The organism is Bacillus methanolicus PB1, from assembly GCF_000262755.1.
GTDB lineage: Bacteria > Bacillota > Bacilli > Bacillales > Cytobacillaceae > Bacillus_Z > Bacillus_Z methanolicus.
The window spans coordinates 1,036,145-1,059,518 of the sequence record NZ_AFEU01000003.1; the positions used below are offsets into that span (position 1 = coordinate 1,036,145).

18 protein-coding genes and 1 other annotated feature are annotated in these 23,374 nt (G+C 40.4%); of the genes, 3 read left to right on the forward strand and 15 right to left on the reverse strand.

Going from position 1 to position 23,374, the window contains the following annotated elements; all coding sequences use genetic code 11:
* The first annotated feature begins 13 nt into the window (after positions 1-13).
* Positions 14-1,888 carry a hypothetical protein gene (locus PB1_RS14845; protein ID WP_004438360.1) on the forward strand — a complete coding sequence of 625 codons (1,875 nt, stop codon included), beginning with the start codon at positions 14-16 and terminating at the stop codon, positions 1,886-1,888.
* Positions 1,889-1,943: 55 nt separating this feature from the next.
* Here PB1_RS14845 and PB1_RS14850 read toward each other — a convergent pair whose 3' ends face one another.
* The 4 genes from PB1_RS14850 to PB1_RS14860 all read right to left on the reverse strand — a co-directional run bounded on the left by PB1_RS14850 (position 1,944) and on the right by PB1_RS14860 (position 8,067).
* Complete coding sequence (locus PB1_RS14850) at positions 1,944-3,545, reverse strand: Ig-like domain-containing protein (protein WP_004438363.1); 1,602 nt, start codon at positions 3,543-3,545, stop codon at positions 1,944-1,946.
* 237 nt (positions 3,546-3,782) lie between these two features.
* Positions 3,783-3,941 (reverse strand): hypothetical protein, encoded by a 159-nt coding sequence (locus tag PB1_RS17735; RefSeq protein ID WP_004438366.1) that lies wholly within the window; start codon positions 3,939-3,941, stop codon positions 3,783-3,785.
* A 1-nt stretch (position 3,942) separates the two neighbouring features.
* Complete coding sequence (locus tag PB1_RS14855; RefSeq protein ID WP_004438368.1) at positions 3,943-5,250, reverse strand: bifunctional folylpolyglutamate synthase/dihydrofolate synthase; 1,308 nt, start codon at positions 5,248-5,250, stop codon at positions 3,943-3,945.
* A 168-nt stretch (positions 5,251-5,418) separates the two neighbouring features.
* Positions 5,419-8,067, reverse strand: a complete 2,649-nt coding sequence (locus PB1_RS14860) for a valine--tRNA ligase (protein WP_004438371.1) — start codon at positions 8,065-8,067, stop codon at positions 5,419-5,421.
* Positions 8,068-8,116: 49 nt separating this feature from the next.
* Positions 8,117-8,346: a binding site (T-box leader), on the reverse strand.
* Positions 8,347-8,512: 166 nt separating this feature from the next.
* Between PB1_RS14860 and PB1_RS18220 the strand changes: the two genes are divergently transcribed.
* Complete coding sequence (locus PB1_RS18220) at positions 8,513-8,704, forward strand: hypothetical protein (protein ID WP_081485633.1); 192 nt, start codon at positions 8,513-8,515, stop codon at positions 8,702-8,704.
* 19 nt (positions 8,705-8,723) lie between these two features.
* Here the strand turns inward: PB1_RS18220 and ysxE are convergent, their stop codons facing one another.
* The 8 genes from ysxE to hemA all read right to left on the reverse strand — a co-directional run bounded on the left by ysxE (position 8,724) and on the right by hemA (position 17,575).
* A complete protein-coding gene (ysxE, locus tag PB1_RS14865) occupies positions 8,724-9,758 on the reverse strand; it encodes a spore coat protein YsxE (protein WP_004438373.1) in 1,035 nt (344 codons plus the stop codon).
* 175 nt (positions 9,759-9,933) lie between these two features.
* Positions 9,934-11,214, reverse strand: a complete 1,281-nt coding sequence (gene spoVID / locus PB1_RS14870; RefSeq protein ID WP_004438375.1) for a stage VI sporulation protein D — start codon at positions 11,212-11,214, stop codon at positions 9,934-9,936.
* Positions 11,215-11,345: 131 nt separating this feature from the next.
* Positions 11,346-12,635, reverse strand: coding sequence for a glutamate-1-semialdehyde 2,1-aminomutase (gene hemL, locus PB1_RS14875; protein ID WP_004438377.1), 1,290 nt, complete (start codon positions 12,633-12,635; stop codon positions 11,346-11,348).
* Between the two features lie 22 nt (positions 12,636-12,657).
* Positions 12,658-13,635 carry a porphobilinogen synthase gene (gene hemB, locus PB1_RS14880; RefSeq protein ID WP_004438380.1) on the reverse strand — a complete coding sequence of 326 codons (978 nt, stop codon included), beginning with the start codon at positions 13,633-13,635 and terminating at the stop codon, positions 12,658-12,660.
* A gap of 19 nt (positions 13,636-13,654) precedes the next feature.
* Complete coding sequence (locus PB1_RS14885; RefSeq protein WP_004438383.1) at positions 13,655-14,428, reverse strand: uroporphyrinogen-III synthase; 774 nt, start codon at positions 14,426-14,428, stop codon at positions 13,655-13,657.
* Positions 14,425-15,360, reverse strand: a complete 936-nt coding sequence (gene hemC, locus PB1_RS14890; protein WP_004438386.1) for a hydroxymethylbilane synthase — start codon at positions 15,358-15,360, stop codon at positions 14,425-14,427. The genes PB1_RS14885 and hemC overlap by 4 nt, the downstream gene beginning before the upstream one ends.
* 20 nt (positions 15,361-15,380) lie before the next feature.
* Positions 15,381-16,214, reverse strand: coding sequence for a cytochrome c biogenesis protein (locus tag PB1_RS14895; RefSeq protein WP_004438389.1), 834 nt, complete (start codon positions 16,212-16,214; stop codon positions 15,381-15,383).
* Positions 16,215-16,228: 14 nt separating this feature from the next.
* A complete protein-coding gene (hemA, locus tag PB1_RS14900) occupies positions 16,229-17,575 on the reverse strand; it encodes a glutamyl-tRNA reductase (protein ID WP_004438392.1) in 1,347 nt (448 codons plus the stop codon).
* 259 nt (positions 17,576-17,834) lie between these two features.
* On the opposite strand from hemA, the gene PB1_RS14905 reads away from it, so the two are divergent.
* Positions 17,835-18,320 (forward strand): LiaI-LiaF-like domain-containing protein, encoded by a 486-nt coding sequence (locus tag PB1_RS14905; protein WP_004438395.1) that lies wholly within the window; start codon positions 17,835-17,837, stop codon positions 18,318-18,320.
* A 120-nt stretch (positions 18,321-18,440) separates the two neighbouring features.
* Here PB1_RS14905 and yihA read toward each other — a convergent pair whose 3' ends face one another.
* The 3 genes from yihA to lonB form a co-directional block, all read right to left on the reverse strand.
* Positions 18,441-19,025, reverse strand: coding sequence for a ribosome biogenesis GTP-binding protein YihA/YsxC (gene yihA / locus PB1_RS14910; protein WP_004438396.1), 585 nt, complete (start codon positions 19,023-19,025; stop codon positions 18,441-18,443).
* Positions 19,022-21,349, reverse strand: coding sequence for an endopeptidase La (gene lon, locus PB1_RS14915; protein ID WP_004438398.1), 2,328 nt, complete (start codon positions 21,347-21,349; stop codon positions 19,022-19,024). Before lon ends, yihA begins: the two co-directional genes overlap by 4 nt.
* A gap of 142 nt (positions 21,350-21,491) precedes the next feature.
* The gene (gene lonB / locus PB1_RS14920) at positions 21,492-23,162 is read right to left on the reverse strand and encodes an ATP-dependent protease LonB (RefSeq protein ID WP_004438400.1); all 1,671 of its coding nucleotides are present in this window, start codon (positions 23,160-23,162) and stop codon (positions 21,492-21,494) included.
* Positions 23,163-23,374 lie beyond the last annotated feature (212 nt).

A 23,374-nucleotide genomic window follows, 5' to 3' on the forward strand; every position in this document is an offset into this window, starting at 1 on the left:
AGGGGGAAACAGCATGCTGAAAAATGAACGCGGAAACAGTTTAATAACGGTTTTGTTAGTTTCCCTTGTTTTTACGACCCTCGGCCTGGCCATTATCGCTTCTTCCATCGGCGGGGCAAAGAGAGTTGAAACGAGAGAAAGTGATATCCATATAACATATGATGCTGTAAAAATAATCGAAAAGTTGACGGCTGATTTGGCAACCTCAATGGGGTCAATTAGTTTGGATTGGGAAGATGACAGCTTTAAGCCAAATATAAGCGATTACGAGACACAATTAAGGAATTTATTTAATGAAAAAGTACAACAATATAGTGGCGAGGAGATGGTTGAGTGTTTGACGATTGTCGACATAAGCAACTCCACTCCTACTAAGTACGTTGATTCATCCAACAGTTGTTTGGAGCAAGTTGATCATAACTCCATTCATTATGAAATAGATACAAATAATGATATTACAAGAGCTTTTGAAATTGTGCTTGTTACAAAAAATCCGCTTGAATATGAAGGAAAAATTACGCGGATTCTTAGAAAAAGGTTCATCCTTTCCCCATTGTCAAGCTTTTTAAAATATGCAGCAGGCTCTTATTCCGAGGAGAAAAATAAAGGTTTATTCTTAAATGGATCAGCAAATATTTATGGAAATATTTACGCAAACCAAATGGCGATTAATGAAAATGCGAAATACCAAGAAAGGGACGGTGATTGGTCCGAACAATCTACACCGATGAGTTCGATCAATGGAGACATTTTTAGTAATACATCCAACCTTTTTCCGCTCATGAAAGAAGAAAACTTTTATAAAGGCGAAGTTCCGGATCTAAAGCATGACAGTCAATTTGTAAACATTGATTTTGATAAGACGATGAATGTTCAAACGAACAAAATTTTAGAAGATAGCGAACTATCCACTGAAAGAATTGGAGATGGTACTGGTTTTTCAGAACAGTTGAAGAATGAAATAAAAAGCAAAAGCCAAGAAGAATCTAGCTCGAAGGACATAAAGGTTGACGGTGATCTCGTTATCAACAGTAAAAAGAATCCCATTTTTATCGATAAAAAAGTGTGGGTAAATGGAGACTTATATTTGCTAAGTTATAATGATATCAATCTTCTGGAAAATGTATATGTCTCAGGGAAGCTTCACATCATCAACCATGACGGGAAAATAGAATTTCAGAAAAATATTTTATGTGCTGATTCGATTAACATTGAATCTAACGCAGACAACAAAAATGACAGGGCATCAAAAGGATTAAAAGTCAATGGGGATATCGTTACCGGCAACAAACTTTCTGTTAAGGCATTCAATACTGCGATTGAATTTAACAAAAATATAATTGTCAACGGTTCTCTAACCATATCAGGAGATGAATCAGACAATGATCATGAAGATGATGAGGTTATTTTTGATTCCGTAGTATATGTTGGAGGGAAAGCCTTTTTATCAAATGTGAATATTCTTGGTGCAGAAGAAAATAAGAAACATCTTGTATTAATGACGAAAAAAGATCTCGTTATTACGAGAATGAATGAGTTTAATAATTTTCAGGATACTGCCGAAGGGGAAAAACCGTACTTGCCGTCTGCCGACGATAAGATAAAACCACTCAAAGCATTTTTCTACACAGAAGAAAAGGCAGAGTTGTACGGGGTCGGATCTCTTTTTTACATTAACGGCGGCATCTTCGCAAAAGAACAGCTTGAAATTAACGCTGTACGTGGCAAAGTGACAGACATTAATGACTTACCGTCCAAATCATCACAAGAAGACCAGTTATCCAGATTTATTGTTGAATATAACAAAAATGTTTTGCTGGAAAAAATAGAGGCTCTTCCAATTGTTGAACATCTGCAATTTTTTTCGGATGAATTAATTATAGAATAGAAAGAGGCTGTCTCAAAGCCCAAGGGTCAGACCCTTATGAGACAGCCTCTTTTGTTTACCAACGTCCGGCGCCTGGTGGCCCGTCGTCTTCATCATCATTAGAATTTGTTATTACTTCAAACAGCACAGATGCTTGCGGCTGATTACCATTGCGCTGTTTTTCTGCCGTTGCCGTTACTGTTGAGTATCCGATTTCCTTTCCGATGACATACCATTTTCCATTTTCCTCTATAACTTGAACTTTGTTTTTCATTTCTGTTACAACGTCAACAATATTCTTTTGTGTCGCATTGTCAGGGTTGAAAATGAGCAAATCTGTCAGTGGGATTTTTTCTCCAAGGCCTATTTTAAAGACCGTTTTCTTAAATTTAAGTTCTTCCAGTGGTATATATGGATCTTTGACTTTGATCTGAACAGTCACAACGATATTTGATCCGTCTTTTGTACGCACAACCAGCTCAGTCTCACCTTCGGTCTTTCCAAGAATCCGATTCGCCTCAGTGAATTCAGCAATCGTTTCGTCACCGATTTCAAAATCTAAATCCTGATTCGTCGCATCAGAAGGATGAATGTTTACTGTAAAAGCTGCTGTTTTACCTGTTTCAATTTCAATCGGATTAGGTTGGACGGTAATGGATTCAATCCGTTTTTCAATCGTTATTGTCTTCGTCATTATATTCTCCGGAAGGGAAAATCCGCCTTCACTTTTTACGGATATAACCGTTGTCCCATATTTAGTTACACTAATAGAATCTCCTTGAGAAAACTGCTTCCAGTCTTCGTTGTTAAGTCTATAAAAATATTTTACATTTTCACCCGGAACGAGACGACTTAAATTTACAATAACGTCACTATCTGTTACAGAACCGCTTGATAAAATCTGATTCGTTTTCGAGTTTTTCATTGTAAAATCAGGCTGCAAATACAGGTTGGCCGTTTCATCATTTGCATAAGTGATTTTTATAGTATAGTCATTTTCCTTAACCATAGACTTTACCGGCTGATTTAATAATTTTGTTTGCGCGCCATAATTAGTCGAGTTGTATGAAATCATCCCACTGCTGTCCCCTTCATAATAATAATCAGGGAATGTTAATCTCACTTTCATGTTGATAATTTGAGAACGCGGCGGGGGAGAAAGTGAAGATTTTAGTTTGCCGTTTCGGGAATCTGTGAACTCCATTTCTGCTTTTGGCATGCTGACATTTTGCAAAGCCCAGTCAGCCTGCAATACTACGGAGAACCCGATTTTGTCCGGTGTGAATTTTTTCTTGTCATAGGCAATTGTGTTATTTAGTACAATCTCAAGTGTTCGTTTTCCATTAACTATTTTTTCGGAAACAGATGGTTTTGTTTCTAATCCTTCAAGATCTCGTATAGAATCCTCGATGTCTGCTAACTTGATCCCATCCGGCAATGGCTGGAATATTTTTATATCGGATAATTTTCCTTTTTTGTTCCCTTCAATTGGCTCTAAAGAAAATAAAAGTTTAAACCGGTTGCTTTCACTGTTTTCATCACGAAACTTAATCAAATTTTCAGGAGGAAACTGTGGATTCACTGCCTGAAGGCTTACATTTCCTTTAAGCGAAGGTTCATCCGAATCACAAGCCGTTATAAAGACTATTAACAACAAAGCAACTAGAACTTTCTTCATTGCCTACTAGCTCCATTTCAAGAACTGCGAATTTATTACTACTATTATACCAAATTACCTATCTATGCCAATCTGCAAAAATTAATATTTTGTAAACGAATAATAAGGCTGTCTCAAAAGCCCAAGGGTCAGACCCCATAACATAATATATAGGACATAATGTTGGATAAATGTGGCTATATATTGATAAATGCACATGGGGTCAGACCCTTATGAGACAGCCTCCATTAACTTTTTCTATTTTACATATTCCGCAAATTTGTTCCTTCCGGCACGTTTTGCTCCTACATATAATGCCCTGTCAGCGTGACGGATGAGAGCAAGGGCATCGTCCGGATCTTCAAGGGCAGCTGCTGAGTATTTTGGCAAATTTTCAATATTTTCACAGGATGCCAAGTCAATTTTTCAATAGATCAACAAGTTCAAATCTTGCCTCGGAAAGAAAATAAAGAGATCCGGTAATCACAAGAACATCTTGTTCTTTTAATTGCTCAATTTCTGTTTGCAAAAAAGCTTTCCAATCATTAACCGCATGTTTATTTTCCGACATGCTCAACTTAAGCAGATCTTGAGGGGATGCTGCTCTTGGGAAATCAAAATCAGTAAACGTGATTTTTTCAGCAATGCTGTCCAACATTGCAATCATGTTATCCAGTTTTTTGTCTTTTAAAGCTGTGAATAAAATCTTTATTTTTTTCTCATTAAAACGGCTTTTAAGTTCATTTATGAGAGCTGTAATTCCTTCTTCATTATGGGCTCCATCGATGACAACAAATGGGTTTTCGGAAAGAATCTCAAATCTTCCCGGCCACCGGGCTGATAACAAGCCTTTTCTCAAATGTTTTTCTTCGATTTGAAAAGAATAATAATGTACAAGAAGTTCTGAAGCCATTACCGCTAAAGCTGCATTTTCGATCTGATGTTGACCAATCATTTCAATTTGCAGATCCGGGAAACTTTTAAACAGCGTTGAAACTGTAAATCTTTCCCCTTTAGGCAATGAAGAGCGGTCTTCTATCAAGATGTCCTTCCCAAGTTGAACTAGAGAAGCTTTTTTAGAATCTGCTTGTTCTTTAATTACATTTAAAGCGTCTGCTTGCTTGACAGCAGTTACGACCGGTACACCGTTTTTTATAATGCCTGCTTTCTCAAAAGCAATTTCACGCAAAGAATGCCCCAATATGTTTGTATGGTCCAACCCGATATTTGTGATGATTGAAAGAAGCGGATAGATTATATTCGTTGAATCAAATCTCCCGCCAAGGCCAACTTCAAAGATGACGATATCGACCGGATTTACTTTTGAAAAATAATAGATCGACATCGCAGTGATCACTTCAAATTCCGTCGGCCCGCCGAGCTCGGTTTTTTCAAGCTCTTCTGCCAGCGGAAAAATAACATTGGCAAGCTCGGTAATTTCGTGATCAGTGACAGGTGTTCCATTTACGCTGATTCGTTCATTGAATTGTTCAAAATACGGCGATGTAAATGTACCGACATCATATCCGGCATTCTGTAAAATAGAACGAAGAAATGTTACCGTTGATCCTTTTCCGTTTGTTCCGCCTACATGGACGGTTTTTAATCTTCTTTCAGGATGATTTAGCTTTTCCATCATCCACTCCATTCGTTTTAATCCCGGTTTCATTCCGAGCCGAAGTCGTGAATGAATCCAGTTAAGAGCTTCGCTATATGTATGAAACATATCACCATCTCCTTTTGTTTAAGAACAAAACGGAAGAGGCTGTCTCATAAGGGTCTGACCCCATGTGCATTATCAATATATAGCACATTAATCCAACATTATGTCCTATATATTGTGGGGTCTGACCCTTAGGCTTTGAGACAGCCTCTTCTCATTGAGTACGTGTTTTTAAGATTCGCCTTTCAGTTCTCGAATACGGGCTTCGACAGCTGCTCTCTTTTCTTTATAATCTTTTTCTTTTGCCCGCTCTTCTTCAATTACTTTTTCAGGCGCTTTTTTCAGAAAACCTTCATTGCTTAATTTTTTCTGTACCCGTTCGACTTCTTTATTCAGTTTCTCAAGTTCTTTTTCAAGACGGGCAATTTCTTCTTCAATATTTATGAGCCCTTCAAGCGGAAGAATAATCTCCGCTCCGGTTACAATCGCTGTCATTGCTTTATTAGGAATTTCGATTTCGGTTGCTACCGTTAATTCTTCCGGATTACAGAACCGCTCAATATAAGCGCGGTTTTTTTCGATAACTTCCTGAACATCTTTGTCTTTTGCTTTAAGGAGCATTTTGATTTTCTTGCTCATCGGTGTATTCACTTCAGCACGAATGTTGCGAACCGATCGAATGACGTCTACCAGTAGCTTCATCTCTTCCGCAGCTTGTTCATCATTCAATTCAGGCCTTGCTTCAGGCCATTTTGCAATCGTAATCGACTCTCCTTCATGCGGAAGGTTTTGCCAAATTTCCTCCGTGATAAACGGCGTAAACGGATGGAGCAATCGCATAATATGATCAAGCACGTAAGCTAAAATGGAACGGGTTGTTTTCTTCGCGGCCTCATCTTCCCCATATAATGGGAGCTTCGCCATTTCGATATACCAATCGCAAAAATCATCCCAAATAAAGTTGTAAAGAACGCGGCCCACTTCACCGAATTCGTAGCGGTCAGCAAGGCGGGTAACCGTTTCAATTGTTTCATTTAACCTTGTTAAAATCCATTTATCTGCTACAGACTTTTCACCGCTTAAATCGATTTCTTCAAATGTTAAACCATCCATGTTCATTAATGCGAATCTTGATGCGTTCCAAATTTTGTTTGCAAAGTTCCATGCAGCCTCAACTTTTTCAATGCTGAAGCGCAAATCTTGACCGGGCGAACTTCCTGTAGCCAAGAAGTAGCGCAGCGAGTCAGCACCGTATTGATCGATCACTTCCATCGGATCAACCCCGTTGCCGAGAGATTTACTCATTTTGCGCCCTTGTGCATCGCGTACAAGTCCATGGATTAATACATCTTTAAATGGGCGCTTTCCTGTAAACTCGACTCCTTGGAAAATCATACGGGATACCCAGAAGAAAATAATATCATAGCCGGTTACAAGGCAATCAGTCGGATAGTAGCGCTCGTAATCTTTTGAATCAGTATCCGGCCAGCCCATTGTCGAGAACGGCCACAATGCAGAACTGAACCAAGTATCAAGAACATCTTTGTCTTGTTCCCAGTTTTCAATATCAGCAGGCGGTTCATGGTCCACATAGATTTCCCCGGTTTCTTTATGATACCAGGCAGGAATGCGGTGGCCCCACCAAAGCTGACGTGAAATACACCAGTCACGGATATTTTCCATCCAGTGAAGATATATTTTTTCGAAGCGTTCCGGAACAAAGTTTACTTTGTCTTCCCGTTTTTGAAGGGCAATTGCTGCATCAGCAAGCGGCTGCATTTTTACGAACCACTGGGTGGAAAGGTAAGGTTCTACAACCGCACCGCTTCGTTCAGAATGACCTACGGAATGAACGTGTTCTTCAATTTTGAAAAGAACTCCCTGTTCCTGCAAATCTTTCACAATTTGGCTTCGGCATTCAAACCGGTCCATGCCTTGATACTTGCCGGCTTTTTCATTCATCGTTCCGTCTTCGTTCATGACTAGAATTCGCTCAAGGTTATGGCGGTTGCCGATCTCAAAATCGTTCGGGTCATGTGCAGGGGTGATTTTTACAGCCCCGGATCCGAATTCCATATCTACATAGTCATCGCCGATAATCGGAATTTCCCGACCGACAATTGGCAAAATGACCGTCTTCCCGATTAAATGCTTATAGCGCTCATCTTCCGGATGAACAGCAACAGCTGTATCACCAAGCATCGTTTCCGGACGAGTAGTTGCGACTTCAATATAGCCTGAACCATCCGCAAGAGGATACTTCATATGATAAAAGGCACCTTGAACATCTTTATAAATAACTTCGATATCGGAAAGTGCCGTTTTCGTCGACGGATCCCAGTTGATGATGTACTCCCCGCGGTAAATTAAGCCTTTCCGGTAAAGGCTGACGAATACTTCACGAACAGCTTTTGATAAGCCTTCATCAAGGGTAAAGCGCTCCCGGCTGTAGTCGAGACCGAGGCCAAGCTTTGTCCATTGCTGGCGAATATGTTCCGCATACTCTTCTTTCCATTTCCACGTTTCTTCAACAAATTTTTCCCGTCCTAAATCGTAGCGGCTTTTGCCCTCATTACGCAGTTTTTCTTCTACTTTTGCTTGAGTGGCAATGCCGGCGTGATCCATTCCCGGCAGCCAGAGAACGTCATAGCCCTGCATCCGTTTCATGCGTGTAAGAATATCTTGTAAAGTTGTATCCCACGCATGTCCAAGGTGCAGTTTCCCCGTCACATTCGGAGGCGGAATAACAATTGTATACGGCTGTTTCTTTTCATCGTCTTTCGCTTCAAAAAATTTTCCTTTCAGCCACCACTCATATCGACCCTGTTCAATCGCTTTAGGGTCATACTTGGTTGGCATCGTCACTTCCTTTGTACTCATTTCTAAAGTTCCTCCAATCCATCCAAAAAATAAAAAACTCCATTCGCCATAAAAGGACGAATAGAGTGAATTTCGCGGTACCACCTTTTTTCCAACCAAATTATTGATTGGCTCTCATTCAGATAACGGTTTTCCCGTCTTCCGCTAATAAGAAAAAAACCGTTCGCAGAAGATGCTCAAGGGCGACCTTCCGAAGCACCCGCTTAGGAAGCCTCCCAGCTGTTGGCTTCCCTCTCTTGAAGCTGTTTTCTTCGTACTCTTCCCCGTCTTTGCAAGAACTTTTCAGTTTCTATTAGTTATACTACGGAAAAAGGCAATTCTCGTCAATAAGAATAACCTAATTTTTTATATAATATACTTTTTACAACAGGATTGTTCGAAAGACACGTTCGGCAGGGCAAAAACATAAAATGAAGATAAAAGAACATAAAGGGGCTGAGCTCATTTGAGGAGAAGATACAACCCGTATACACTGCCTCCATGGCTGAAAACTTTCAGAAACGTCTGCAACCAGTTTATCATCCCATTTTGTGTATTTCAAGGAATTCGAACGATTTTACTCCCGACAACATTTGACGTTCTCCTGTTAACCATCTTTGTTTTACTGGCTCTTGCTCTCCATTTTGACATCATATAGAAAGCCCTGGAATGAGTATCTATTCCTGGGCTTTCTCTTGGGCTTCTTTTTTTCTTTGTTCTATTTCTTCAATCCTCATAACGACATACTCCGTATTTTTTAATTGCCAATAATTACGCTGCAACTGCTGGACAAACTTCCGTTCATTCTTTCTTGCATGTTTTTTGAAATAATTTTCTGCGGTGCGGATGATTTTTCCGGGATGAGCAAGATATGCAAGGAATAATAGCATCTCGTCCTCTTTAAAAGGGAAGTATTTAAAATAAGTGTAAACCAGGTTAACGTTATCTTCAGTCTGTTTTGGCAGGCTATTTAATGACCTTGAAAGGAACGGGAGCAAATCATGAAAGGGAGAGCCGAGTTTGGATCTTTCAAAATTAATAAAATATCCGTAGCCCCTTTCATCTAAAAGAAAGTGTTCTGCTGAAACCTTTCCGTGAACCAAAACAGAGCGGGCTTTTTCTTGGTCTTTTGTTTTTTCATACCAATCTTCCAGCTTTCGTTTCGAAAACATAAGCGCCTGGCTTATTTCATAATAGTAAAGGCAAAACAGCAATTCAAACGGGGACATGTACCATTTTTTTTCGCTCGTCTCCATAAACCCTTCGATAAACTCTTTCTCTTTATCCCACTCAAGCAACGTATTTTCATAATGTTCTTTTCGTTCTTCTTTATTTATGTTTATTTCTCGGGCTGACAAAATATGGATCCTGGCTAATTCCCGGACAAGCTGTTTATTTCTTTCAGACTGATTCTCCCTTTCTTCATTAGGCATCCACGGCATTAAATAATAAAGATGATTTTGATGCAGGACCGCATACCGCCCATCAGCAGATGGATAGATTGGAACAATCCGGTTATAGCCTTTTTTATATAAAAATTGCACATGGCGGATAAAATCTGTGCCGTTTGAAGGAGGTATCTTTTTAAGAGCGAAAACGCCCTTATTTGAATAGACCTTTTGGATTCTGCCAAAATCCTCTACAAAATAAGGTTCAACTTGATATGCTCGCAATATTGGTGCAACTTCTTTTAATCGATTTTGATCAATCATTACTTTCATCCTCCAAAGGTGAAAACAAAAAGAAAAAAGCCGAGGCTGTCTCAAAAGCCTAAGGGTAAGACCCCATAACACAATATATAGGACATAGTGTTGGATAAATGTGCTATATATTGATAATGCACATGGGGTCAGACCCTTATGAGACAGCCTCACTTTTTTAAACTTATTATTTTTGTTTTACTGCCACTGGTATATATAGGACTTGCCCCTCATATACATCCTGATTAGCTTCCAGATGATTTACCCGAAGCAGCTGGGCAATCGTGATGTCGTACCGTTCTGCAAGCTGGTCGAGTGTTTCGCCCTGCTGTACAATACAGACTTTCAATTTAGCTTGCCTTTCCTCTTCTTTTCTGGCGAGAAACTCTGTGATTGAAAGAGACTTCTTTTTCGAAAGTTTCTTTTTTTTCGTCTCCACTTGCTCCGGTGAAGATTCGCTCTCATCCGCTTCCTCTAATACAGGTTCTTTTTCCTGCTTAACTTCTAATTCTTCTGTTTCGGTTTCTTCAGCAATTTCTTCCACTTGATTGTTTTCGAAAAGTTCTGCTGCTTGTGGTGCAGGAGCTTCTTTTCTTTGTACAGAAAATGAAATCTCAGGGGTAAAAACTCCGGATTCTACTGTCACTTCTTCTGGCGCTTTTTCAGCGTTTTCGCTTGCAGGGGTCAATTCAATTAAAGCAGGAGAGGCTTCCTGTTCGTGAACAGGCTGCTGATTCAGTTCCGCTTCAGGCTGTTTTCTTGCCTCTGCTTCAAATGTTTCATATACATTTTCTTCTTTTTTCTCTTCTTCCGAATCTACAAAAGGAGAAAAGCGGGAAAGGAACTGCAATTCTTCTTCACGTTCTTCAAATACTTCGTCTGCTTTTTTTAATTCAATTTCTTTTCCTAAATCGTCTGTTTCTTTTAATTCAGTGGCTTTTTCTGCTTCATCATCTTCTTCCTCAGCTGGAGTGTAATCATCGCGAAAAGAATCGTCTTGCACGTATTCTAGCTCTTCATCGGAAGCAGGCACTTTTTGCTGCTCGCCGTACAAGCCGGATATTTTAAGATCAGCAGTTAATTTCATGCAGCTTCTTTCCGGAAAAAGATAATCAAACGATTCCACAACTACATCAATATCGTAAACGCTTTGAATACGGTTATTTGGAATCGAGATATCTACCGGAAAACGATGCAAAAATTCACAAATTCCTTCTTCGCGTTCTTCAACGGAATGAATAAACCGGGCGGCTGAAACAGGTTCTTCTTCAGTTTCTTCGGTTTGATAACGCTTATATTCCCCCGACAATTCCAGAGTGCCCTGAATCGTCACATACTGTTCGTTCTCCTGAATCGTTATATTTGGGTCAAGAGAAATCGATACTAGCTCTTCGACTTCCTGTCCTTTTTGAAACCAGACCGATTCTTCCAAAGAAAATCTCAAACTCGATAGATTCCCTTGAGACAAAGCGACTCCTCCTTTCATATCCTCTCACGTATAATCACTATGTCATTACCACTCTATGATTTGCCTAATAGTTTTATGATAAAAGAAAAAGCACAATCACGAAAATTCGTGATTGTGCTTTTCAAAACAGATTATCCTTTTAATTTTGAAAATGCTTTTTCAGCAGCCTGAATCGTTTTCTCAATGTCTTCATCGGTATGGACTGTTGATAAAAACAGGCCTTCAAATTGGGATGGAGGCAAGAATATGCCTTCGTTCGCCATTTCTTTATAAAATGATGCAAAATAATCTAGATTTGATGTTTTTGCTTTTTCATAATTAATTACTTCTTCATTTGTAAAAAAGAAGCCTATCATTGATCCGGCGCGATTAATCGTATGCGGAATTTCATATTTCTCTGCAGCTCTTCTTAATCCTTCTTCAAGCTTGTCTGCTTTACGTTCAAATTCTTTATAAGTTTCAGGAGTCAGCTGGCTTAGTGTTTCATAACCTGCTGTCATTGCCAGCGGATTTCCGGATAGAGTGCCAGCCTGATAAATAGGGCCGCTAGGAGCGATTCGTTCCATAATTTCCGCTTTTCCTCCATATGCCCCTACAGGAAGTCCTCCGCCGATGACTTTTCCTAAACATGTGATGTCAGGCGTTATGCCGAAATACCCTTGTGCACAGTTATATCCCACGCGAAAACCTGTCATTACTTCATCAAAAATTAACAATGCTCCGTATTCGGTTGTAATTTGCCGCAAACCTTCTAAAAATACCGGAAGCGGCGGAACTACGCCCATATTGCCGGCAACAGGTTCAACAATCACTCCTGCAATATCATCACCGTATTGTTCAAAGGCATATTTAACGCCTTCAAGATCATTATAAGGAACCGTAATTGTATTATTAGCCACTCCTTCAGGTACGCCCGGGCTGTCAGGAAGTCCTAACGTCGCCACACCTGAACCTGCTTTGATTAAAAGGGAGTCGCCATGCCCATGGTAGCAGCCTTCAAATTTTAAAATCTTGTTTCTTCCGGTAAACCCTCGTGCCAGGCGAAGAGCACTCATCGTTGCTTCTGTTCCGGAAGAAACCATCCTGATGATTTCAATGGACGGAACCCGTTTTTTCACGAGTTTTGCCAGTTCATTTTCAATTAGAGTCGGTGCGCCAAAGCTTGTGCCAAGCTCCGCCACTTTCTTAATTGCTTCTACGACACGATCATTAGAATGCCCTAGAATAAGCGGGCCCCAGGAAAGTACGTAATCAATATACTCATTTCCATCAATATCATAAATTTTTGAGCCCTTCCCTTTTGCCATAAAAATCGGATCCATTTTTACCGATTTAAAAGCGCGTACAGGACTGTTCACTCCGCCGGGCATTAAGGTTTGAGCTTCTTTAAAAGCGGAAATTGATTTTTCATATGAGCGCATAAACCCTTCCCCTCTTTTCGTCTTATTGTTCTCTCAGCCAGCGGGCTGCATCTTTGGCATGATATGTAATAATCAAGTCCGCACCCGCACGTTTCATTCCCGTTAACATTTCCATTACTACATTTTTCTCATCAATCCAGCCATTCTGAGCAGCAGCTTTCACCATCGAATATTCACCACTGACGTTATAAATCACAACAGGCAGATTAAAATTGTTTTTAACGTCACGTACAATATCCAAGTATGGCATACCCGGCTTTACAATCAGAAAATCTGCGCCTTCTAGTGTATCGGATTCAGCTTCCCGGAGCGCTTCAAGCCTGTTGGCAGGATCCATCTGGTAAGTTTTTCGATCGCCGAATTGCGGTGCACTGTCAGCAGCATCGCGGAAAGGACCATAAAAAGATGAAGCATATTTTACCGCGTATGACATAATCGGAACATTTTCAAAACCTGCTTCATCCAGACCATGACGGATCGCAGCAACGAAACCGTCCATCATATTTGATGGAGCAATAATATCAGCGCCAGCCTTTGCCTGGCTTACAGCAGTTTTCGCAAGCAGTTCAAGAGAAGGATCGTTTAATACTTTTTCACCTTCAATTACGCCGCAGTGGCCATGGCTTGTATATTCACACAGGCAAGTATCTGCAATCACAATAAGATCCGGAAAATGCTTTTTAATATAACGGATTGCTTCTTGAACAATCCCGTGATTATGATAGGCTTCTTTTCCGAACTCATCTTTTTCAGCCGGAATACCAAAAAGCAAAACAGATTTGATTCCAAGGCTCACTACTTCAGTCATTTCTTCGTGAAGGTTGCCAAGGGACAATTGAAAAACTCCAGGCATGGAAGAGACTTGATTTTTAATCTCGTTTCCTTCCACAATAAACAGCGGGTAGATTAAATCTTCCAGACGCAAAAAGTTTTCTCGGACAAGCGCCCGCATATTTGCTGTTTGTCTCAAACGGCGATGCCGGGTAAATTGAAGATTCATAATTGCATGTAACCTCCAGTTAATTGTTATTTTCAATATACTTCACAATGCCTTTTACCATTTCCTCGATTGTAAAAATGTTCGGGACCACATCTACTTTAAGTCCGAGAGAGGAAGCCTTTTCTGCCGTTACAGGGCCAATACAGGCGACCAAACAATCTTTAATTTTTTCAAAACCATTGTTCGCATGAACAATTTCCATAAAATGGATTACCGTCGATGAGCTCGTAAATGTCAGTATATCGAGCTTCCCGGCCTGTACGATATCTACTAATTGAGTACGGCTCGTTTCAGGTAAATATGTCTCATAGATGACAACTTCTTCGACGCATGCTCCTCTTTCCTTCAGGGAAGAAGTAATATAATCCCTTGCTAAGCTCCCTTTTGGCAGCAAAATTCTTAACCCTTTCATTACATATGGCAAAAACTCTTTAACGAAGCCCTCCGCAACATATTCAGAGGGCCGAAAGTCCGCTTTATAGCCTTTCTCATTGAGAGTTTGTTCTGTTTTTTCCCCGATTACCGCTATCTTTGAAACAATCTTTCCGTCGCCTAAGAAAGAAAAGAAAGTATCAACAGTAACACTACTCGTAAAAATAATCCAATCATAGGAATCCAAATTTCTGAATATCTCTCGGATTTTTTTTGTATCAGAAACAGGACGAAAAGCAATAAGTGGTATTTCTACAGGAATTCCTCCATAGTCTCTTACAAGCTTTGCAAAGGATTTTGTGTGATTTTTCCCTCTTGGGATTAAAACGTTTTTACCTTGTAAAGGAAGAGAATGACTCATACGCTTTCCTGCTCCCGCTTCACTTTTTCTATTAAAGCTTTGGCCCCTTTTTCAATCAGCTTATCAGCCACACATTTCCCTAATTCCTCCGCATTATGGCCTGCAGCCCGTTCCTTAAGTATTTCTTTGCCGTCAGGAGAAGCAACGAGCCCTGTCAAGACGATTTCATCGTTGTCATTGATAAAAGCATAACCCGCAATTGGAACTTGGCAGCCGCCCTCCATTTTTTGCAAAAATGTTCTTTCTGCGCGGACCGCTCTTGATGTTTTTTCAGAAGTTAATTTTTCAAATAATTGCAAAAGCTCACTGTCATCACTGCGGCACTCGATTGCCAAAGCCCCCTGGCCAACAGCAGGAAGACAAACATCCGTTTCTAAAAACTCGGTTACTACTTCAGAAGCCCAACCCATTCTTGACAAGCCTGCAGCAGCTAAAATGATCGCATCATATTCTTCTGTTTCCAGTTTCGCCAATCGCGTATCAATGTTTCCGCGTATCCACTTAATTTCCAGATCAGGACGGTTTGCCAGAATCTGAGCCCCCCGGCGGAGACTGCTTGTTCCAATCTTCGCGCCAAGTTTTAATTCTTTTAAAGGGATATGATTTTTCGAAATCAGAGCATCCCGGTGATCCTCGCGTTCAGGAATGCATCCGATCATAAGGCCTTCAGGAAGGACTGCAGGCATGTCTTTCATACTGTGAACAGCCATATCAATTTCCTTATTCAGCATTGCTTGCTCAATTTCTTTTACAAACAAGCCTTTTCCTCCAACTTTTGAAAGGGTAACATCTAAAATTTTGTCCCCTTTTGTCACAATTTCTTTGACTTCGAAATCAAAAGATGGGGCGAGCTTTTTTAATTGCTCAATTACCCAGTTTGTTTGTGTAAGTGCCAGTTTGCTTCTCCTTGAGCCGACTATAATTTTTCTCACAATTTAACTGCCTCCTAAATTTACGTATTCCAAAAATGGAATGATGACAATTTTCCAAAAAGGAAAAAGTTAATCAGAACGATTAAAAATGAAGCAAAGTTCCAAAGGGCAAGAGATTTGCCGAACAAACCTTTCGCTACCCGCAAGTACAGATAAATACTATAAACTGTCAGGACTACAAACGACCCGATCACTTTTGTATCATACCAATGCATGTCAGGAACTTTTATGTATGCCCACTGTATTCCTAATATAAGACTCAATATCAGCATTGGTACTCCGATGACATTTAATACATATGACATATATTCGAGCTTTGATAAATCAGCGATCCGAACGAGTCTTTTCCCCCACTTTTTCCTTTTGAGCAAATCATATTGAATCATGTAAAGAATCGAGAATACAAATGAGAGCGAGAATGCCCCGTACGATAAAATAGCCATTGTTATATGGATAAGGAGAAGTTCGGAAACGAGTTTCTGTGCCATTACTTCGGATTCGATCTGTACTGGTGCAAAGGTATGAATGGCTATAATGATAAACCCTAGTACATTTGTAAAAAAGACAATAAAGTCAACGCGCAATAACCGGTTGATGCCAAGCGACAAGGTAATTAAAACCCATGCATAAAAATAAAGCCCCTCAAATATGGTCAAAACGGGGAATCTTTCAGTCTCCAACATATATAAAAACAAAAAAAGCGTTTGCAAAACCCATACAAATGCAAGTAACCAGAAGGCTGCTTTGTTCGCCTTCCGGTTATTGTGAAGAAAATCAATAAAGTATAAAAGGACGCTAAAGGCATACAGAATAACGGTCAGTTCATGCAACCTAGTCATATAAATATCAAACATTGACAGAACCTCTCTTATGATTGAAAGGAAGCCCGCTGTGAACGAACCATAACCTGCTTAGATTCAGCTGCTTTCATCTCTTCCTGCTCGGCAACAAGCTCTTCGATATTAAAGATCTTAACGAAAAGATCGAGTGCATGGTCTGCATCCGGTTGTCCCGCTAGCTCCTTTGCCTGCAAAATCGGATCTTTCAGCAACTGATTGATGATGCTTTTCGTATGCTTATTCAACACTTTCTTTTCACGTTCAGTTAAATTCGGCAACTTTCTTTCAATGCTTTTCATCGTTTCAGCCTGAATGCCGAGCGCCTTTTCGCGGAGCGCTGAAATAATCGGAACCACTCCGAGCATATGAAGCCATTTCTTGAATTGAACAATTTCGCCCTCAATCATAATCAAAATGTGAGCGGCCGCTTTTTTGCGTTCCTGCATGTTTGCTTCGACAATTCCTTCAAGATCATCGATATCATACAGAAATACACTTTCCAGTTCAGCAATTGCCGGATCCAAATCACGCGGAACGGCGATATCAACCATAAAAAGCGGCTTTCCTTTTCTCATCTTTTCAACATATTCCATCATTTCTTTTGTGACAACAAAATCATTTGATCCTGTTGAACTGATGAGAATATCTGCATCAACAAGTGCGCATTGGAGTTCCTGCAATGTCCGGGCCTGTCCATTGAAACGTTTCGCCAGATCTTCCGCTTTCTCATAGGTGCGGTTTATCACCGTTACCTTGCTTGCTCCATTCCCATACAAGTTTTGGATGGCAAGTTCACCCATTTTTCCGGCACCCAATACAAGAACGTGTTTTTTTTCAAGAGAACCAAAAATCTTTTTCGCAAGCTCAACTGCCGCATAACTTACTGAAACGGCATTTGCACCGATTTCTGTTTCGGAATGGGCACGCTTCGCAAGTGTAACCGCTTGCTTAAATAGTTCGTTAAAAACCGTGCCAACAGTGTTTTTTTCCTGTGCCAGCAAGAAACTGGACCGAACCTGTCCCAATATTTGAGTCTCTCCCAATACCATTGAATCCAGTCCGCAAGCTACTTTAAACAAATGTTCAATTGCACCGTCATGCTCATATATAAACAAATATGGAGAAAATTCATCTTGATTAATTCCAAACCATTCAGACAAAAATTCCTTAATATAATAGCGGCCAGTATGAAGCTGATCCACAACTGCGTATATTTCCGTCCGGTTACAAGTAGAGAGAATGACGTTTTCCAATATGCTCTTTTTCTCTTTAAGTGTTTTCATCGCATCCCCAAGGTTCGACGGATTAAACGTCAAACGCTCGCGGATTTCGACAGGGGCTGTTTTATAAGTAAGACCGACAGCTAGTATGTGCATTATCAATTGACACCCCCAAAAATCAATAAGTCGCTTATACTATTATAACACTTCCATTTTTGTTTTTTAGAACGAATTGTGAACAGAAATCGAAAAGTTGTCATCATATTTATGGAATGAAACTAACAACGAAAAAACTGGACAAAGATAATATTTTTAAATAAGATTTTTTTAGTAATTATCGACATGCATCGCCATTTGTACAGTACCAAATATAACTTGCAAATTCAAGTGATCGTTATTGAAAGTGGTGAAAAAAATGAAAAATCAGCGTATTTTCCCTGGTATCATTTTAATCGGTTTTGGGGTTTACTTTTACCTTCAGCAAGCAAATATTACGGTGTTTAAAGAGTTTTACACTTGGCCAACATTGCTGATGATTGTCGGCCTTGCCTTTCTGGGCCAAGGCTATTGGGCAAAAGATTATGAAGCGATCTTGCCAGGTGTTATTTTGCTGGGATTCGGATTGCATTTTCATGTTGTAAACCGCCTGGCCATATGGCCTGACCATATAGGCACCTTTATCATGATTATTTCTTTAGGCTTTTTCCTGCGCTATCAAAAAGTTGGAACAGGATTATTTCAAGGCGTTTTATTCTTGATTCTTGCAGCATTACTCTTGTTTTACGATAAGATTGCCGGCTGGTTCGGCCATCTTGAAAACAACGTTTCCATGGCGTGGAAATTTTGGCCGGCTGCCCTTGTGTTGATCGGGGGTTATTTAATATTTTTTAAGAAAAAGTAGGGGCTGACTCAGAAACAAAGGGTCAGCCCCTTCCAAAAAACACATTGACAAACATTAATAAAAATATTCTAAATATTGTCTTTGCCGGAGGGAGTCAGACCCTTATGATTCAGTCCTTCTTTAATTTACAAAACTTTTAATAATGGACCATACCTTTTCTTTTCCTTCGCCCGTCTCGGAGGAAAAAATAACGGAATGGTCATCGGGAACCAAATTTAATTTTTCTTTTGTTATTTTTAAATGCTTTTGCCACTTCCCCTTCGGAATTTTATCCGCCTTAGTAGCAATTACGATACAAGGGATTTCATAATGTTTAAGAAAGTCGTACATCATCACATCGTCCTCAGTCGGCGGATGCCGCAAATCCACGATTAAAACAGCAGCCTTAAGCTGTTCTCTTGAAGTAAAATACGTTTCAATCATTTTCCCCCATGCAGCACGTTCGCTTTTTGAAACTTTTGCATAACCGTAACCGGGGACATCAACAAAATAGAACGCTCCATTAATTAAGTAAAAATTCAATGTCTGGGTTTTCCCTGGCTTCGATGAAGTTCTGGCCAGGTTTTTCCTGTTTATCATTTTATTAATAAACGAAGATTTCCCAACATTCGATCTGCCGGCTAATGCAAATTCCGGTAAAGCCTGACCGGGATACTGGTCAGGCTTTACCGCACTAACGACAATTTCAGCACTGTTTATTTTCATTGAACCTCACCGCCGCCAAGGGCGTGTTTGAGTACTTCATCCACATGAGATACTAAAACAAAATCGAGATCGTCTCTTACGCTTTCAGGAATATCATCAATATCCTTTTCATTTTCCTTCGGAAGAATAATTTTCGTTAATCCGGCACGATGGGCGCTTAATGTCTTTTCCTTAACGCCGCCAATTGGCAGAACCCGCCCCCTGAGTGTAATTTCTCCTGTCATTCCCACTTCTTTTTTAATTGGCTTTCCGGATAATGCGGAGACAAGTGCCGTTGCGATAGTGATGCCGGCAGAAGGTCCGTCTTTCGGAACAGCACCTTCCGGTACATGGATATGAATATCATACTTTTCATGGAAGTTTTCTTCAATCCCAAGCTCTTTTGCTTTTGAACGGACATAGCTGAAAGCAGCCTGAGCTGACTCTTTCATTACATCCCCAAGTTTTCCGGTTAAGACAAGCTTTCCTTTTCCTGGTGACAACGATACTTCGATATGCAGCGTATCCCCGCCAACCGTGGTGTAAGCAAGTCCAGTGGCAACGCCAACTTGGTCTTCCAACTCTGCCTGGCCATAACGAAATTTCGGCTTTCCTAAAAATTCTTCTACATTCTTCTCGGAAACAACAACTCGTTTCTTCTCTCCGGAAACGATAATTTTAGCTGTCTTACGGCAAATAGCGGCAACCTGGCGTTCCAATCCGCGCACTCCCGCTTCCCGGGTATAATGGCGGATAACCTTTTGAATCGCATCTTCGCGAACTTGAAGCTGCGATTTTGTTAACCCGTGTTCTTTAATTTGCTTAGGCAAAAGATGATCTTTTGCAATATGAATCTTTTCAATCTCTGTATACCCGGCGATTGTAATAATTTCCATCCGATCTCTGAGCGGTCCCGGGATCGTCGATAAATCATTTGCCGTTGCAATGAACATTACTTTTGAAAGATCATACGGCTCTTCAATGAAGTGGTCGCTAAAATTATGATTTTGCTCAGGATCAAGCACTTCAAGCAATGCAGCAGACGGGTCGCCGCGAAAATCACTCGACATTTTATCGACTTCATCAAGAAGAAACACCGGATTTATTGTTCCGGCTTTTCTCATTCCTTGGATTATTCGGCCGGGCATTGCTCCTACATAAGTGCGTCGATGTCCTCTAATTTCCGACTCATCGCGGACTCCGCCGAGAGAAATACGAACGAAATTTCGATTTAATGAAGTTGCAATCGAACGGGCCAAACTTGTTTTCCCGACACCGGGAGGCCCGGCAAGGCAAAGAATAGGGCCTTTTAATGAACGGGTCAATTGTTGTACGGCCAAATATTCTAAAACCCGCTCCTTCACTTTTTCAAGGCCGTAATGGTCTTTATCCAATATTCTCTCAGCTTTGCGAATATCAAGGTCATCATCTGTTTTCTTTGTCCAAGGCAATGAAATTAGCCATTCAATATAGTTTCGGATCACTGCGCTCTCTGCTGAAGTTGAAGGAACTTTTTCGTATCGGTCGAGTTCTTTTAAAGCGGTCGCTTTTACATGTTCAGGCATGCCTGCTTGCTCAATTTTTTCAGTTAGCTCGGCAATTTCTCCGGTTTTTCCTTCTTTTTCTCCCAATTCTTTTTGAATGGCTTTCATTTGTTCACGCAAATAGTATTCTTTTTGCGTCCTTTCCATTGAACGTTTTACACGCTGTCCGATCTTCTTTTCTAAATTCAATACTTCTTTCTCATTATGAAGAATTTCAATAATGCGGTTCATTCTTTCTTTAATGTCAACTGTCTCAAGAATTTCCTGTTTTTCTTTAAGCTTTAGCGGAAGGTGCGAGGAAATGATGTCCGCCATTCTTCCTGGCTCCTCAATGTCAGCAACAGATGAATACGTTTCCGCAGAAATCTTTTTGGACATTTTTATGTACTGCTCAAAGTACTCAAGCATTGTTCTCATTAAGGCCTGATCTTCCGCATCTTTTGTTTCTCTGTCTTCATATGTTCTTAATGAAACCAGATAGTAATCGGCTTCATCAAAAAACGATACGACTTCGGCACGCTTTAAGCCTTCCACTAAAACCCGAATCGTACCATTAGGGAGTTTCAGCATTTGCTTTACTTTTGTTAATGTTCCCATTTGAAACACGTCTTCTTCTGTTGGATCATCTATTGATATGTCTTTTTGTGTTGTTAAAAATATTAGATGGTCATCGACCATTGCTTTTTCAAGGGCCTGAACCGACTTTTCACGTCCGACATCTAAATGAAGGACCATTGTCGGATAAACAAGCACTCCCCGAAGCGGCAGGAGGGGGACGATGATTTCTTCTTTATATGCCATATCATTGCACCTCCAATGGAAATCTTATATATGCGTAATTACATGATAATTCTTTGTACAATTCTAACTTATTTACTAGAGAATGAGCAAACAAAAACTTCGGTTTGTCAAAAATGCATGGCAAACCGAAGTCTCGGTTAAACTATATGCTTTCTTTTTTAGCTAATTCAATCGAAGCGGGAACGGCCTGATCCCCCCGGGTTATTCCCTTCACAAAAACTAGATCAAACACTTCATTTATGTGAGTGACCGGAACAATTTTTATATCTTTGATTTCATTTAATATGGATTGCATATTTTCTTCCGGAATGATAACCGTTTTGGCGCCTGCTTTTTTCGCCGCAACAACTTTCGGATACACTCCGCCAACCGGCTTTACATTGCCATGAATGCTGATTTCTCCAGTCAAAGCAATCGTGTTTTTAACCGGGATTTTATAGATCGCCGAATAAATAGCAGTAGCCATGGCGATGCCTGCAGACGGGCCATCGATCGGGATTCCGCCCGGGAAATTCACGTGAATATCATATTCATCTGCCGGAACTCTCATGGAACGGAGAACGGTAATCACGTTTTCAATTGATCCTTTTGCCATGCTTTTTCTTCGGATCGATTTCCCTCGGTCCCCGATGCTTTCCTCTTCAACTATCCCGGTTATATTGATCGTTCCTTTTTCTTTTGCAGGCAGGACCGTCACCTCAATTTCTATCAGCGCCCCAGTATTCGGGCCATAAACGGCAAGTCCGTTTACAAGGCCAATATCGGATTTGGGATGTATTTTTCTTTCAATTCTTGGGCTTAACTGGCTCGAATTGATGACCCATTCTATGTCTTCGTCTTTAATGTAATTTCGGTCTTCATTTATGGCCAATCCGGCAGCCGTTTGCACCATGTTAACTGCTTCACGTCCGTTCCTTGCATATGTTGAGAGGATATCGAGGCCTTTTTCCGATATTGACAAACGGACCTTTTCAGTTGCTTTTTTCGCAACGGCTGCAATTTCTTCCTGGTTAAGCTCTCTAAAAAAAACTTCCATACATCTTGATCGAATTGCCGGCGGAATCTCGCTTGGAGTTCTTGTTGTAGCGCCGACAAGGCGAAAATCAGCCGGCAGACCGTTTTTGAAAATATCATGGATATGAGTAGGAATTTGTGTATTTTCTTCGTTATAATAGGCACTTTCAAGAAAAACTTTTCGATCCTCCAAAACTTTTAAAAGCTTATTCATTTGAATAGGATGAAGTTCCCCTATTTCATCAATAAACAAAACTCCTCCATGCGCATTTGTCACCGCACCCTGCTTCGGCTGTGGAATGCCTGCCTGTCCCATCGCTCCTGCACCTTGATAAATCGGATCGTGGACGGATCCGATTAGCGGGTCAGCGATCCCTCGCTCATCAAATCGTGCTGTCGTTGCGTCTAATTCGATAAATACTGATGAACGTTGAAAAGGAGATTTTGGGTTTTTCTTTGCTTCTTCAAGTACAAGCCTTGCTGCTGCAGTTTTTCCAACTCCAGGCGGTCCGTATATAATGACATGCTGAGGATTCGGTCCGCATAGAGCCGCCTTTAATGATTTAATCCCATCTTCTTGGCCGACTATATCTTCAAAACGGGTTGGGCGTACTATTTCCGATAATGGTTTAGTCAATGAAATTGATCTCATCTTTTTCAGCTGCTCCATTTCCTTTTTTGACTCCCGGTCTATGGAAACTTTTTGCGTTCGCTGGCTTCTCAACAGATTCCAAAAATAAAGTCCGATAATAATTCCGAAAAACAGTTGAATGAATAAGGCAATCCCCGTCCAACTCATATCGTACCCTCCTGCAAATAATTAAGTTCTATCTGATATATGGTAGTATCTCCGGCACTGAGTTGGAATAATCAAAAATTTAGAGAAAAAAGCTTTCATATAAAAAGGGGCTGACTCATAAGCAAAAGGTCAGACCCCTCCAGAACAATATATAGACATCTGAAAAAACAATTCTATATATTTTCATTTCCGGAGGGTGTCAGACCCTTATG